The following is a 14,323-nucleotide window of genomic DNA, read 5'->3' on the forward strand; positions in this document are numbered from 1 at the left end:
GATTGTCGGATAACAGAATTCATCGGTTGGCCGGCTGGTAGGCGGTGACCACCGCAGACCCGCCCAGGCCGATGTTGTGTTGCAGAGCGGACTTCGCGCCGTCAACCTGGCGGTTACCCGCCGTGCCGCGCAGCTGCCAGGTCAGTTCGGCGCACTGCGCGAGACCGGTAGCGCCCAGGGGATGCCCCTTGGAGATGAGACCACCTGACGGATTGACGACCCAGCGCCCGCCGTAGGTGGTGTCGCCGTTGTCGACGAGCTTGTGGCCTTCTCCCTCACCGGCGAGCCCGAGCGCCTCGTAGGTGAGTAACTCGTTGGGTGCGAAGCAGTCATGTAGTTCGATCACGTCGATATCGTCTGGCGTGATCTGTGCCTGCTCGTACACAAGGTTCGCGGCGGTGCGACTCATATCGGCACCGACAAGTGTTGCCATGCTGCCCGAATCGAATGTCCCCGGCACATCGGTGACCAGGGCCTGGCCGACGATCTCGATCGCCCGCGCCGCGAGGCCATACTTCTCCACGAATGCCTCGCTGGCGAGCACGGCTGCGGCGGAGCCATCGGACGTCGGTGAGCACATCGGTCGGGTGAGTTGCCCTGGGGCGTAGATCATCTTGGCGTCCAGGATCTCTTCCTCGGTGTACACGTCCTGAAACTGCGAGTAAGGGTTGTTCACCGAGTGGTTGTGATTCTTGACGGCAATCCGGGCGAAATGCTCCGGGGTTGAGCCGTACTTCTGATTGTGCTCGACACCCGCCGCACCGAACATCCACGGCGCGACGGGGAATGCGAATTCCTGGAGTTCGGCCATCGCTTCCAGGTGCTTCTGCATCGGCTGTTCGCGGTCGTCGTAGGTGGAGCCCAGTGACCCCGGCTGCATCTTCTCGAAGCCGATTGCCAGCGTGCAGTCCGCTAGTCCGCCGCGAACTGCTTGTGCCGCAAGAAATAATGCGCTCGAACCCGTCGAACAGTTGCTGTTCACATTGAAGACGGGGATTCCGGTCAGACCGAGTCCGTACACCGCGCGATGTCCGGAGCATGACTCGCCGTAGCAGTAACCGGCGTAGGCCTGTTGCACCAGGTCGTAGGCGATGCCCGCGTCATCGAGCGCGTTGGTGCCCGATTCCAGGGTCATCGCCGGGTAGTCCCAGCCCTCGCGCCGTCCGGGCTTCTCGAATTTCGTCATACCGACGCCGACCACAAATACTCTGTTACCCATAATTCCATTGCCTTTCTAGGCGTACTCAGCCAAGCCATCCGTGATGACGAACTTGCCGGGCTTCTCATCACCGGCGGTCTCGAAGGCATAGATACCCTCGCCCGTGTTCCAGAACCTGCTGGTGATCGTTTCCTTCGGCAGTGCGGGCTTGCTGAGCCGCACCGCAAGCCGCTTGAGACGACTGGGATCATCTGGGCACAGCTGCGATAGCAGCGCGTGCGAGGTGAAGGCGATGGTGCATAGACCATGAATGATGATGCCCGGCAAGCCCATTGCCTTGGCGAAATCGTCATCCAAATGGATCGGCATCGGATCGCCCGCGGGCCCGCTGTAACGGAACGTCTGGTCCTCATCGAACGTCTGGACCGCGCTGAAGTCCGGCTTACGGTCACGCAGCGACGCGTCAAAACTATGCTCAGGGCTTCTCTCCCCCACGGTGCCGTCGAATGTACCGCCGCGGAAAAAGCCGATGAAGTACTGCTCGTTGACCAGATCGCCCCGATTGCTGCGGGTTTCCATCAGCGTTGTGACGACGACGCCCGAGTCCTTGCCCTCGATACCGATCGGCTTCGCGCGCACCGTCAGGATTTCGCCGGGCTCGATCGGCCGGTGGATGCGGAAGTCATGCTCGCCATGGAGGATTCGCATCATCAGCTCATCGGGAACCACCCCCATGGTTGCGTCGGCCATGATCGCGGTGACTGGTACTACCGCGAACACCGGAGGCGCATAGGTGCCTTCCAGGTGGGCGGCGATTGGGTCGTTGGTTGCCTTTGCGTAGGCAATTGTCTGCTCCCGCTCGACCTTGAACTCCTGCTCCTCGGTCCACTGGCCCAGGCGGTCCAGGTTGAATCCCTCACGGTTGGCCATACATTCTCCTTGCGCAACATCGAATCTGGTTGATGACGTTACGAACCCGAGGCCTAGCCCGCGATGACCGAACTTCTCGCCTTCTTGACCGAACTGATCGCGCCGGCACGGTAGCTTCATCTACGTGCCTCTTCTTGACGCGGCGACCGCGTACACGATCCCGATCCAGCGGGTTCAGGCCTTCGCTGGGCTGGCGTTGCGCTGTGGCTGGGACGTCGAGACGATGCTGGGCGCCGCCGGAGTCTCGCCGACGCTGCTGGCAGAGGGCCGTTCGCGGGTGACGACAGATCAAGCAGGCGTCCTGTTTCGGGAGCTGTGGCGCCAAACGGATGACGAACTGCTGGGTCTCGGGCTCACGCCCGTCCCCCGCGGCACGTTTCGGCTCCTCTGCTACGCGCTGATCAACGCGCCAGATCTCGGTGCGGCGATGCAACGGTTCGCAGATTTCAAACGGGCCGTGCCCGGAATTCCGCCCGTCACCGTCATAGTTCGGGGCGACACCGCAACATTATCGATCGATCTCAGCAAGATCGAGCAACCGGTGGACCTTCTGATCGACACCTTGCTCGCCATGACACACCGGTTCCTGGGATGGGCCATCGGAAAGCGGATACCGCTGCGTCGGGTTGAAGTCCCGTATGCCGAACGCGCGGAGGTAGACGACTATGACCTGATATTCGGTGCGCCCATGGTCTTTTCGGCCGATCACCCGACGCTGGTGTTCGACAGAGATAACTTGTCGGCACCCGTCGTCCGTGACGAAGGTTCATTGGACGACTATCTTCGTCACGCGCCGGCGAGCGTGATCACCTATCGCAGCTATGCGACGTCCACGGCCAGCCGGGTACGTCTGCTGCTTGCCCAAGGTCTGACCGGAAACTGGCTGAGCTTCGACGAGATCGCAGCGACGTTGACCATGAGCCCCCAAACATTGCGGCGCAAACTCCGCGACGAGGGCACGTCGCCGCGCGAGATCAAAGAAGAGATTCTCCGTGATGCGGCGATCACGAGCCTGGTGCGCGGCGAGGAAACCGTAGCCGCGCTGTCGCGCCGACTTGGATTCTCAGAGCCCAGCGCCTTTTCGCGTGCGTTTCGTCGCTGGACCGGTAGCCCGCCAGGTTCGTATCAGCACTAACCGGTCAGCCGTTTGACTTGATCATCGGCAATCCCCCAGTCGGACAGCATCTTTGCGAGCACCGATGAGTCCGCGGTATGCGGTTCGGGATGCGGCGCGGGGGTCCGGCTGAAACGCGGTGCCGGGGCGGGCTGACGCAGTCCGCTGACCTCGATGAAGGCCTCACGAGCCTGGTTATGTCCGTGCTCATGTGCCTCCCAGGGACTCAGCACCGGTGTCACGCAGGCGTCGGAGTTCGCGAACAGGGCAGCCCACTCGTCGCGGGTGCGTTCTTTGATCTTGGCCCCGATCACCTCCTTGAGCTGCGCCCATCCGGATGCGTCCAACTGGAACGGCAGGTCGGGGTCGTCGATGCCGAGTGCGGCCAGAAGCTGTACATAGAAGGGGAATTCCACGCATCCGACGGCGACGTAACGGCCGTCCGCGCACTCATAGGTGTCGTAGAACGGCGCGCCGCCGTCCAGAGCGTTCTCCCCACGCGGCTGGTTCCACAAACCGACCGCGTGCATTCCGTGCATGAACGCCGTGTACAGGGCGGCCCCGTCGACCATGGCAGCGTCAACCACCTGTCCCTTGCCGGACCGGTCGCGTTCGTAGAGCGCAGAGACGACTCCCAGTGCCAGCAGCATTCCACCACCGGCGAAGTCGCCGATGATGTTGCCAGGCGGTACGGGTCGTTCCCCCGAGCGTCCGATGAGTTCGAGCGCCCCGGACAAGGCGATGTAGTTGATGTCGTGACCAGCGGTACTGGCGAGCGGCCCCTGCTGACCCCAACCGGTCATTCGCCCGTACACCAAACGCGAATTGCGGTGCTCCAGGTCCGCCGGCCCGATACCGAGCCGCTCGGCGACCCCGGGCCGGAACCCCTCGACGAACACATCTGCCTGCTCCACCAGTGCGTACAACGTATGCAGGTCTTCGGGGTTCTTCAGATCCAGTTTGATGGTGCGTTTTCCACGGTCAAGAGGACCATCCGGCGGCGCGAGACCGTCGCCGGGCGCCCCGGCGCGTTCCACTCGCAGCACGTCGGCGCCCAGATCGGCCAGGACCATACACCCGAACGGAGCCGGTGCAAGGCTAGCGATTTCGACGATCTTGACCCCGCAAAGTGGTCCCATCACAGTGCCTTGGCGATGATTGTCTTCATGATCTCGTTGGTGCCGCCATATACCTTCTGAATGCGGGCATCGGCGTAGAGCCGTGAGATCGGATACTCCTGCATGTAGCCGTAGCCGCCGAAGAGCTGTAGGCATTCGTCGGCCACCTTGCATTGCTGCTCGGTGAGCCACCACTTGGCCTTGGCGGCCGTGGGCACATCGAGTTCTCCGGCCAGGTGTTTGGTCACGCAGTCATCGAGGAAACTCCACGCGACGGACTTGATCGTGTCGCCCTCAGCGAGGACGAACTGGGTGTTCTGGAATGTGAAGATCGGCCGCCCAAATGCCTCACGTTCCTTGGTGTATGCGACGGTGAGATTAACGGTCTTCTCGATCGCGGCCGTTGCGGCGACAGCGAGGACCAATCGCTCCTGAGGCAGCTGCTGCATCAGTTGAATGAACCCGAGGCCCTCGACCGTGCCGACCAAATTGCATTGCGGCACCCGGACATCGTCGAAGAACAGCTCACAGGTGTCCTGACCGTGCTGGCCGATTTTCTCCAGGTTGCGTCCGCGCCGGAAGCCCTCGCGGTCGGTCTCTACCAGGATCAGTGAAACACTGTCTGCTCCAAGGCCTTCTGGGTCGGTCTTGACGACGACGACCACGAGATCGGCGAGCTGGCCGTTCGAAATGAACGTCTTGGCGCCGCTGATGAGGTAGTCGTCGCCGTCTTTGACCGCCTTGGTCTTGATGGACTGCAGATCCGAACCGGTGCCGGGTTCGGTCATCGCGATCGCGCTGACTACATCACCCGATGCCATCTTGGGCAACCAGGTCTTCTTCTGTTCCTCGGTGCCATAGGCATTGATGTAGTGCGCGATGATCGCGCTGTGCAGCAGCCCGCCGAAACTTGGTGCCAGCGCGCGGACCTGTTCGATCGCGACGACCGCTTCGTGCGCAAAGTTCCCCCCGCCACCGCCGTACTCCTCCGGAATGCTCAAGCACAGCAGCCCTAGTTCCCCAGCACGCTTCCAGACGTCGCGGTCGACGGATTGCTGCCGGCCCCAGCGCTGCTCATTCGGCGTGCACTCCTTTTCGAAGAACCGGCGTGCTAGCTCGGCAAGCGCGTCAAGGTCCTTGTCCATCCAGCTTGAGCGATGCAACGCCACAGCAGAACTCCTTCGTCCATGTTCGGTTTTCACCGACGCTATGGCGAACTGTTCACGCGACCAATGACCGAGACGGCCACAAGTTTGACCCGACCGCTCACGCATCCGACATCTCAACGGCCGTCGGCAGGAGCTCCTCTAGAGATTGATGCCGCGATTGCCTGCGAGGCATGGCGATGCCCGATGACCTCGAATCCGGCCACGGTGACAAGGGGCGCGCCGGTGAGAATGACCAGGCACACCGCCATCGGCACTCCTCCTGCGGCCAGCCACACGGCCGCGCCTAGCACCATGGCGGTCAGCACAACCAGGAGTATGTGGAATGGATCCCACAGCCGCACGAGTATCGCGCCTAGTAAGTACACAGTGCCGATGTAGGCAGCAACAGGGATCGCGACCGTCAATACGGTTGCAAGCGATCCTAATTCGGTGTGATGTTCGATGTAGTAGGCGGCGATGTGTAGACCCGCGCCAGTGGCGATAATCGACGCGAAGATTCCGATGTGCACGAGCGCGAAAGGGATGGCCCGTGAACGGTGCGCGTGCAGCAAGTCTCCAAAGGGAAGCACGAAGTAGATCCACCACATGCCGAAGGTCAGCCCGACGCCCGCGATTATCACGAGCACCGCATCCGTCGACCAGCCTTGGGCGCCGACTACTGCGGACAGCGACGCGACTGTGCCGGCTATGCCTTCCCCGAGAGCGATGATCGCCAGCAATCCGTAGCGCTCGGCGATATGGTGCGGGTGCCACGGCGTGCCGCCCTGCAGGGTTTCGGCGATCAGGGGGCCGATCATCTCAACGGCCGTAACAAGCAGAACCAGCACGAACGTCACAGGCACCGATGTGTGGATGATGATTACACCGACCCATAACAACTGGGCCACACCGATAGTCAATGCGTAGGTAAGGCAAGCGGACCGGCGTTCGGGATTCTGCTGTGCTGCCCGTAACCACTGCACGATCATGGCGGCACGTATCACGACGTAGCCCGCCACCATGACTTGGTTGTCCACATGTTCGCCCTTGGCGATCGATGCGTACATCTGCGGGATTCCGAGCGCCAAGATGATGACACCGGCCATCTGACCCATTGTCAGGACTCGGTAGGCCCAGTCGTCGGTGTCATAGGCCGATGCGAACCAGCTGAAATTGACCCAGGCCCAACAGATCGCGAACGTCGCGAATCCGAATCCCGCTAGCCCGGCGCCAATGTGGCCAGCCGACAGCGAATGAGCGAGTTCGTTCGCCGCGACGCTGAAGGCCACGACAAAGGTCAGGTCGTACAGAAGTTCAAGCGGTGTCGCGACCCGGTGAGATTCATGCGGGTCACGCCCAGCCATCGCACGAAGCCTGTGCGCCGGTGCCTTTGCGTGGATAGTCACTCTGGCCTCCTCACACGAATCTAGACGGCGAGATAGCTGTGAACTCGCACCGCCAATCATCACATCGATCGGTCATCTTGGCTCGAAGGTGGCCCGACCGCCCCGGCCACAGGAATCGCTAGTTGCCTCGCCCGGTGAGCAGGGTGCGGAGCATGGCGGCTTGTTGGTCGACGGCTTGGGGGCCGTTGCCGGTGAGGATGCGGACGCTGGGTTCCCAGATGAGCTTGGGCGCACCGGCATTGGGGAAAACGCCCTCGAACGTGAATCCAGCTTCTTCGAGGGCCTCGTCCACGTAGTAGGTGGGGCGGGTCTTGTGGCCGGGCAGTTTGAGGAATGCGGTTTGGCAGGCAAGGATTTCGGCGTATTTCGGCACGGTGGTCACCGTGATGCCCTTGAACGGGTTGGCCGTGTTGGGCACGGGGTTGCCGTCCTTATCGACCCGGTACTTTGCGGCCGAGACCATGGCGACGGGGGCATGGCAGATCAACGAGACCAGCACGCCCTTCTCATGCAGGACGTTGATCAACTCGCCGAGCCAGGGATTGTCGACGTAGTCGACCATCGGCGCGTGCCCACCGGGGATATGAGCGAAGTCGTAGTCGCCGAGATCGAAAGCGTCCTCAGGGTCGCGGTCACGCTCCACCAGTTGTTGCGCCGAGAAGTACGTCTTAGAAGGCAACGACGCGAAGCGGGCGGCGATCTCATCCCGCAGCGGCGCGACCTCCTTATCTGTTCTGGGCAAGACTTCAGAAACCGGCACGTTGCCCAAGTAGCGGTAGGCCAGATCAAGCTCGGAGTCGCGGCGGGCGATCAGTTCAGGGCGACGTGCACGGAACTTGTCCGCGTCAAATCCGAGAGCCTCCTCCGCGGTGGTCGCGAGCATCGCCGACGTAAGCTCTTCGACCGCCTGCCATTGCAGCGCAAAGCCGTTGATGTCGACCTGCGGCAGCTGGCCGTCGGTCGTAGCGAAGGTGAAGTCGTAATCCGGGCCGAACTCTTGCAGGATCTGGCCCAGTTCGATAAAGAAGACCCCTGTGGAAACCCCAGGATGTCCTGCCGGTTCCGCGAGTGGCAGCACCTTATTCGACGACATCAGCACCAGCGCCTTGGGCCGCTGCCCGGCAACCGAAGTCTCCGATTTGCTGGTTGCTTGTTCGGACATACCTGATACTCACATTCGATGGTGATGGCTTGATGTAAAAGAACTGTCCTGTGCTGGCCTTCTGGCGGCACCGCACCGGGCACCCGCGAACATCGACCTACGCGGCGGCATCGATGTACCCGCGGGTACATCGATGCCTCTGGCCGTACGCAGGTGCCTGTGCTGAGCACCTGCGTACGGCCAGTCCGTTTACCGGATAGCGCCGCTAGTCAGTAGGTGATGACGGCGCGGAACCGTACGTCGCCCGCGATGACCTTTGCCACGGCAGTACTGACTTCCTCTTTGGGGAAGGTCTCGATCATGGGGACCACCTTCCCGGCCGCGGCGAACTCCAGAGCCTCGGTGAGGTAGCGCAGCCCATTGTGCGTTGATCCAATAACCTTCTGCCGCTGGGCGAAGAAGGGCCGCTGCCGATCGGTCGGAATGACGATATCGGCCAAGGGGTCGAGTCCCATTGATATCGCGCGGCCGTCGTGGCGCAGGCCCTTCAACGCGTCGGCGCCCTGGTCGTAGGAGTTGCTGCAGAGCAACAGCACATCGGCGCCCCCGGCGGCCAACAGCTCTTCACCGCTCGCGACTACCTCGTGTGCCCCGAGCTTGCGGGCTAATTCCTGCTTGTCGGGCGAGTGAGTGACAGCGATGGTCTCGAGTCCGGATGCCGCCGCGAACTGCAGTGCCAGGTGCCCCAGGCCACCGATACCGACAATGGCGACGCGCTCATGCGGTGCTGGCTCAGCGGCGCGCAGACCGCTCCAGGTGGTGTAGCCGGCGCAAAAGATCGGTGCGGCAAGCTCGAAGGACAGGCCATCCGGAATTAGTACCGTGCCGGTCGCGGTGACAGCGACGTATTCGGCGTGCCCGCCCTGGGCGTTGAAGCCGGTCAGGCGGGGCGCTGCGCAGTTGACGGCCGCCTGCCCCGACAGTGGCAGGTTCTCTTTGCAGTAGTCGCAGCGGCCACAAGTGGACTGCACCCAGGTGGTGCCGATGCGATCGCCCACCTTGCGCGTGTCGACACCGGTGCCCACCTCGACAACCTCGCCCACGACTTCGTGGCCGGTGATCAGTGGGAAAAGGTCACCCGCGGCGCCGCGCGTGGTCCACACGTCGGTGAAGCAAATCCCGCACGCGTGCACTTTGATCAGCACCTCGCCGGGTCCTGCGGTCGGTGTCGGGACCTCGCGCAGTTCCCATGTGGCATTGATCTCCGGGATAACGGCGGCCTTCATCTATTAGCTCTCCTTGTTGAGTTTCTTGGGCGTTCTTGGCGCCTACGCTAAGTGGAGCGGACTGCCGTGTCACTAGCAGATCGCGCCATATTAGGTGGCGTGCATAACCCGTAGACTATTAACGATGGCTACGGACTCAGGAACCTTTACACTTTCGCCAGCGATCAAACCTCTGCTCGATAACCTGGGGATTCAGGCCGATGTGGTGTTACGGCAGGCAGGCCTGCCACCAGATCTGTTAACCCGCGGAACGACTGACCTCTCGAGTGAAGGCTACTTTGCGTTCTGGCGGGCGCTCGAGCAGGCGAGCGGGCATGACACCCTGCCGGTGGCCATAGCTCGCACGCTCACGGCCGAGGTTTTCGATGCGCCTATATTTGCTGCGCTGTGCAGCCCAAACCTCAGCGTCGCGGCCCACCGAATCGCCAAATTCAAACATCTGATTGCGCCCATCGACGTCAGGGTTGAGGAGGACAGCGAACGCGTTCTGTTGACCTACACCTGGTTGACCGAAACGCAGCCACCGGCCGTGTTGACCACCAGCGAACTGCTCTTCTGGACGGCGTTGGCGCGTCTCGGAACCCACCGGCACATCGCTCCGCTGCGGGTTTGCGCCACCGAGCCCCCGCCCCGGTCTGCCATCATTCGTGAATATTTGGGCACTGATATTGAATCGGGCCCCGTTGACGCAATTGTCTTTTCGGCCGAGGACTGCGCACTCCCCTTCCTGACCGAAGACCTCCAGATGTGGAACTACTTCGCCCCTCAACTGCGCAGCCGCTCATCCGAGCTGACGCAGTCCTCGCCGATGACGGAGCAAGTGCGCACCGTCCTGCTGGAAGCGCTGCCGGCCGGCCAGAGCGACATCGCGACGGTCGCCCGAAAATTGGCCACGAGCGCACGGACACTGCAGAGGCAGCTTCAGCTCGAACGCAGCAGCTTTCAAGCGGTGCTCAACAAGACACGAGAAAACTTGGCCCGCCACTACCTGTCGCGGGGCGACACCAGTATCAGTCAGATCGCGCTGCTACTTGCCTACGACGACACCAACTCGTTCTACCGCGCCTTCCGCAGCTGGACTGGCCAAACCCCCGAACAAACGCGGCAACCACTGTCGTGACCGTCCAGCGCTACGAGCGGGTTTCCGATGACGGCGCCGATAGTCCGGCGCCGGTCATCTGAAAATTAAGCACAGCCAAAGAGTTACGGCCGCCTTGTGTGAGTCGCCGATCCGAGTAGGCTGACGGGAAGACGGTATCTTGCACCCGCTCACTCATGGGCGCGGCGTCGTCGAAAGATTCAGCACCGGACACGGGCGCTGAAGCTAGGAGCGTCTGATGACGCATCAAATATTCTCGCCAATATCATGACTGACGTTGCCACGTTGGTGGTACCGGCGACATTCGAAAGTGACGACTCCATTCGTCTTCGGTTAAAGCCCGATGGTGATGGGAGCGGGTACGTCGACGGAGCATGGTGGCCGCACTCACGAGACCTAACGCAAGACCTGCCAACGCTTTTGGATGCCGCAGGTCCCCGATTGGGGGCCGTTAAACGGGTGATCTACCGCATCCAGGAATGGGACGCGGCCCCAAAACAGCTACGCTACGGCGATCGTATGGTGTCGCTGGACGGGTACCGCACTCAGCGGGCGGACACCATCTACATCAGTGATCTGGATCGTCGTCAGCTAGTGCTGCTAGTCGTCCCTCCGATGACTGACCCGCACCTTGCGCACGATGTGATGACTAACGCAGCCGTCCCGGGTAGCACTGCGGCCCCGGCAGTGCTGCTGGCGGGGACGCGTCGAGCTGGTTGAACGAGCCAGCAGGTTGATCTCGCCGCTGTCCGCCTCTTACCGGCAGCAGGTGGGATCCAGAACTGTGCAGAGCGCGGTGAGCGCATCCGGAACCGGCCGGTGATAAACATTCATTCCGCGACGGTCGGATTCCACCAGTCCCGCTTTACGCAATTGGTTCATGTGGTGGCTGACGGTTGATTCGGTGAGTCCGAGGATGCCAGCGAGGTCACCGCTGATGATCTCCCCCTGGGGTGCGCCGAACAGCTGGGACATGATCTTGACCCGCACAGGATCGGCAAGCGCCTTGAGACGCAGCGCGACTTCCAGGGCTTGCTCGTCGCTCATCGGGCCTGCGGCCACGGGCGCGCAACAGACGGGGCCGGTGGTGTCTATCACGGGAAGGGCCTTGGGCATGCTTCCAGCATCCCGAAGTCTTTGACATATGTCAAAGACATGGCAGACTGAGCACATCAAAGAGTTCGATGAATATCTTATTATTCCCGGAGGTGGACCGGTGTCCCGTGTGCAGCTGGCTCTCAATGTCGACGACCTCGACGCGTCAATCGAGTTCTACTCCAGGCTCTTTGGTGTGAATCCCGCCAAACGCAAACCGGGTTACGCGAACTTCGCAATCGATTCCCCACCACTGAAGCTGGTGCTGTTGGAGAACCCGGGTCGCGGCGGCACGATCAACCATCTGGGGGTGCAGGTCGAATCCAGCGAGCAGGTACACGCCGAGATTGCGCGCTTGACCGATGCCGGCATGTTCACCGAGGAAGAGACTGGCACCACCTGCTGCTTCGCGACGCAAGACAAGGTGTGGGTGACCGCGCCAGATCGTGAAAAGTGGGAAATATACACAGTTTTGGCCGATTCGGAGACCTTTGGCATCAGTCCTGAGCCGCTCGCCCACGACGCGGCATGCGCGTGTGAGCACCCGGAGTGAGCACACCTGGCGCGGCGGGACGATTGTCCACGCTGAATCGGTTCTTGCCGGTATGGATCGGCCTCGCGATGGCCGCCGGGCTGCTGCTGGGCCGTTGGATCCCCGGACTGGATCGTGTGCTGGAAACGATTCAGGTCGACGGGATCTCGCTGCCCATCGCGATCGGGCTGCTCGTCATGATGTACCCGGTCCTGGCGAAGGTGCGCTACGACCGCCTCGGGGACGTCACCGCAGACCGTAAGCTGCTGATCGGCTCACTGGTCTTGAACTGGTTGCTCGGCCCGGCGTTGATGTTCGCGCTGGCATGGCTGCTGTTGCCGGACCTTCCCGAATACCGAACCGGCTTGATCGTCGTCGGCCTGGCTCGGTGCATCGCCATGGTAATCATCTGGAACGACCTCGCCTGCGGTGACCGAGAAGCCGCGGCTCTCCTCGTCGCATTGAATTCGGTCTTTCAGGTGTTCATGTTCGCGGCGCTGGGCTGGTTCTACCTAGCTGTACTGCCCGGTTGGCTGCACTTGCCGCAAGCCGCCATCGATACCTCCCCGTGGCAGATTGCCAAATCCGTGCTCCTCTTTCTGGGAATCCCACTGGCGGCTGGATACGTATCCCGCCGTCTCGGAGAACGGATCAAGGGGCGCGCGTGGTACGAAACGCGATTCCTGCCGACTGTCGGCCCGTGGGCCCTCTGGGGGCTGCTGTTCACCATCGTGATCTTGTTCGCCCTCCAGGGCACTCAGATCTCTGCTCGCCCATGGGATGTCGCGCGGATTGCGATGCCGTTGCTGGCCTACTTCGCCATCATGTGGGGCGGCGGATACCTGCTTGGCGCTGTCCTGGGATTGGGCTACGCGCGCACGGCAACGCTGGCGTTCACCGCTGCCGGGAACAATTTCGAGTTGGCCATCGCCGTCGCGATCGCCACCTGGGGCGCCACTTCCGGCCAGGCGCTGGCTGGCGTTGTCGGCCCCCTGATCGAAGTGCCGGTCCTGGTTGCGCTCGTCTACGTGTCTCTGGCGCTGCGCAGCCGATTTACCGTTGCGCGACAACAGAATATGCCCGAATCCGTAGACAAGGAGGCGGTTCAATGACCGAAGGTAGGCCCAGCGTATTGTTTCTGTGCACCCACAACGCGGGCCGCTCCCAGATGGCTCTCGGATTCTTCACCCATACAGCTGGTCATCGAGCCGTTGCATGGTCGGGCGGTTCGGAACCCGCAAAGCACATCAACCCCGCCGCTGTCGAAGTCATGGCTGAGCGGGGCATCGACATCACCAGTGAATACCCCAAACCCTGGACCGACGCGATCGTGCAAGGCGCCGATGTCGTGGTCACCATGGGCTGCGGTGACACCTGCCCGCACTACCCCGGGAAGCAGTACGAGAACTGGGACCTACCCGACCCGGCCGGGCAGCCGATCGAGGCCGTGCGTCCTATCCGAGACGAGATAGAACGGCGGGTTCGCAACCTACTGGATCGGCTCAACATCACGGGCTAAGCGGCCATGATGATTCGGAGGGCCGCGGAGACTTCGTCCTCCTTGGGAGAATCAAGCAGGGGCATTTGCGCGGCTAAGCGCATGATCACCCTGGCGAGAATCCGGTTGGTGCGTGCCGGCACCATGAGGATCCGCACCGTCCGATGCTCGCCCTGGAGTGTGACTACCCAATGGAACGCACGGTTGGCGAGCGTCGGAGGCATGGCCGCCGATCTCATACTCGACCGGGGCGACCCGGCCTTCCAGTTCAGGGACACCTGGTTGACCGGACCAATGTGCTCGGACAGCTCTTCAATCAGCGGTGACAGTTCCCTCGCGATGAATCCGTCGTCTTGCGGCCACCACGCACCGTTCATCCTGCCGGTCTTGCGCGGGCCTAACGTAAAGCGGATCGGCGGACCAGGATATTCGGCCTGTGTCATACGTACTTCCTTGTTGCTCAGTGGGACTCAGACAAGGGAATCCGTATGAGCCGAAACAGTTGGTGCTAGGTACGTGCCACCGCCATCGTTACTTGACCAATATTACCCCCCTTTCGGGGGCTCCGTTGGCGCGGATTTGTAAATGGTTGACACTCAACAATTTTGAATATGTCAAAAGTCCGCGATTGGCTCACGCCGCCGACGATCCGAGGACTATGCCGGCCGAACTCGGGGATGGTTACGGAATGCTTTCATTTGGGTGAGTGCTCCCAGTAGTCGCCCATTCGCGGCCTGAACATGCTAGCTTTCTGTAACTGCTGGATACGTGTACTGCTAGTTGCGGTATCCGTCTGGCTCCCCAATCTGAGGAACGTGTCCATGCAGAAGTCCTTT

At 61.8% G+C, this 14,323-nt stretch carries 13 protein-coding genes and 2 pseudogenes; 6 read left to right on the forward strand and 9 right to left on the reverse strand.

What is annotated here, in order from left to right:
- Positions 1-19: 19 nt before the first annotated feature.
- Both B4400_RS23870 and B4400_RS23875 read right to left on the reverse strand, forming a co-directional pair.
- Entirely contained in the window at positions 20-1,219 is a 1,200-nt protein-coding gene (locus B4400_RS23870) for a lipid-transfer protein (RefSeq protein WP_078313119.1), read from the reverse strand.
- A gap of 15 nt (positions 1,220-1,234) precedes the next feature.
- Positions 1,235-2,089, reverse strand: coding sequence for a MaoC/PaaZ C-terminal domain-containing protein (locus B4400_RS23875; RefSeq protein ID WP_078313120.1), 855 nt, complete (start codon positions 2,087-2,089; stop codon positions 1,235-1,237).
- Positions 2,090-2,213: 124 nt separating this feature from the next.
- Here B4400_RS23875 and B4400_RS23880 point away from each other — a divergent pair, with 124 nt between their 5' ends.
- Positions 2,214-3,224, forward strand: coding sequence for an AraC family transcriptional regulator (locus B4400_RS23880; protein WP_078313121.1), 1,011 nt, complete (start codon positions 2,214-2,216; stop codon positions 3,222-3,224).
- Here the strand turns inward: B4400_RS23880 and B4400_RS23885 are convergent.
- From B4400_RS23885 to B4400_RS23905, 5 genes are all read right to left on the reverse strand, one after another.
- Positions 3,221-4,342 (reverse strand): CaiB/BaiF CoA transferase family protein, encoded by a 1,122-nt coding sequence (locus B4400_RS23885; RefSeq protein ID WP_078313122.1) that lies wholly within the window; start codon positions 4,340-4,342, stop codon positions 3,221-3,223. The genes B4400_RS23880 and B4400_RS23885 overlap by 4 nt on opposite strands.
- Complete coding sequence (locus B4400_RS23890) at positions 4,342-5,466, reverse strand: acyl-CoA dehydrogenase family protein (RefSeq protein ID WP_078313123.1); 1,125 nt, start codon at positions 5,464-5,466, stop codon at positions 4,342-4,344. Before B4400_RS23890 ends, B4400_RS23885 begins: the two co-directional genes overlap by 1 nt.
- Positions 5,467-5,603: 137 nt before the next feature.
- The gene (locus B4400_RS23895; protein WP_078313124.1) at positions 5,604-6,833 is read right to left on the reverse strand and encodes a low temperature requirement protein A; all 1,230 of its coding nucleotides are present in this window, start codon (positions 6,831-6,833) and stop codon (positions 5,604-5,606) included.
- Between the two features lie 160 nt (positions 6,834-6,993).
- Positions 6,994-8,037, reverse strand: coding sequence for a type 1 glutamine amidotransferase family protein (locus B4400_RS23900; protein ID WP_078313125.1), 1,044 nt, complete (start codon positions 8,035-8,037; stop codon positions 6,994-6,996).
- A 209-nt stretch (positions 8,038-8,246) separates the two neighbouring features.
- The gene (locus tag B4400_RS23905) at positions 8,247-9,263 is read right to left on the reverse strand and encodes an alcohol dehydrogenase catalytic domain-containing protein (protein ID WP_078313126.1); all 1,017 of its coding nucleotides are present in this window, start codon (positions 9,261-9,263) and stop codon (positions 8,247-8,249) included.
- 124 nt (positions 9,264-9,387) lie between these two features.
- Here B4400_RS23905 and B4400_RS23910 point away from each other — a divergent pair, with 124 nt between their 5' ends.
- Positions 9,388-10,383 (forward strand): AraC family transcriptional regulator, encoded by a 996-nt coding sequence (locus tag B4400_RS23910; RefSeq protein WP_078313127.1) that lies wholly within the window; start codon positions 9,388-9,390, stop codon positions 10,381-10,383.
- Positions 10,384-10,629: 246 nt separating this feature from the next.
- Complete coding sequence (locus B4400_RS23915) at positions 10,630-11,082, forward strand: DUF5994 family protein (RefSeq protein ID WP_078313128.1); 453 nt, start codon at positions 10,630-10,632, stop codon at positions 11,080-11,082.
- A gap of 36 nt (positions 11,083-11,118) precedes the next feature.
- On the opposite strand, the gene B4400_RS23920 is transcribed toward B4400_RS23915, so the two are convergent.
- Positions 11,119-11,478: an Rv2640c family ArsR-like transcriptional regulator gene (locus tag B4400_RS23920; RefSeq protein ID WP_078313129.1), complete on the reverse strand. Its 360-nt coding sequence runs from the start codon at positions 11,476-11,478 to the stop codon at positions 11,119-11,121.
- A gap of 100 nt (positions 11,479-11,578) precedes the next feature.
- Here B4400_RS23920 and B4400_RS23925 point away from each other — a divergent pair, with 100 nt between their 5' ends.
- The 3 genes and pseudogenes from B4400_RS23925 to B4400_RS25180 all read left to right on the forward strand — a co-directional run.
- Positions 11,579-12,010 carry an ArsI/CadI family heavy metal resistance metalloenzyme gene (locus tag B4400_RS23925; RefSeq protein WP_078313137.1) on the forward strand — a complete coding sequence of 144 codons (432 nt, stop codon included), beginning with the start codon at positions 11,579-11,581 and terminating at the stop codon, positions 12,008-12,010.
- Positions 12,007-13,042: pseudogene (gene arsB, locus B4400_RS23930) on the forward strand (ACR3 family arsenite efflux transporter); the annotation flags it as partial. The gene B4400_RS23925 and the pseudogene arsB, both read left to right, overlap by 4 nt.
- A gap of 64 nt (positions 13,043-13,106) precedes the next feature.
- A pseudogene (locus tag B4400_RS25180) lies at positions 13,107-13,508 on the forward strand (arsenate reductase ArsC); the annotation flags it as partial.
- Here B4400_RS25180 and B4400_RS23940 read toward each other — a convergent pair.
- Entirely contained in the window at positions 13,505-13,864 is a 360-nt protein-coding gene (locus tag B4400_RS23940; RefSeq protein WP_078313138.1) for a DUF5994 family protein, read from the reverse strand. The pseudogene B4400_RS25180 and the gene B4400_RS23940 overlap by 4 nt on opposite strands.
- Positions 13,865-14,323 lie beyond the last annotated feature (459 nt).

Origin of the sequence: Mycobacterium sp. D16Q13, from assembly GCF_002013375.1 — a bacterium.
In the GTDB taxonomy this organism is placed as follows: domain Bacteria; phylum Actinomycetota; class Actinomycetes; order Mycobacteriales; family Mycobacteriaceae; genus Mycobacterium.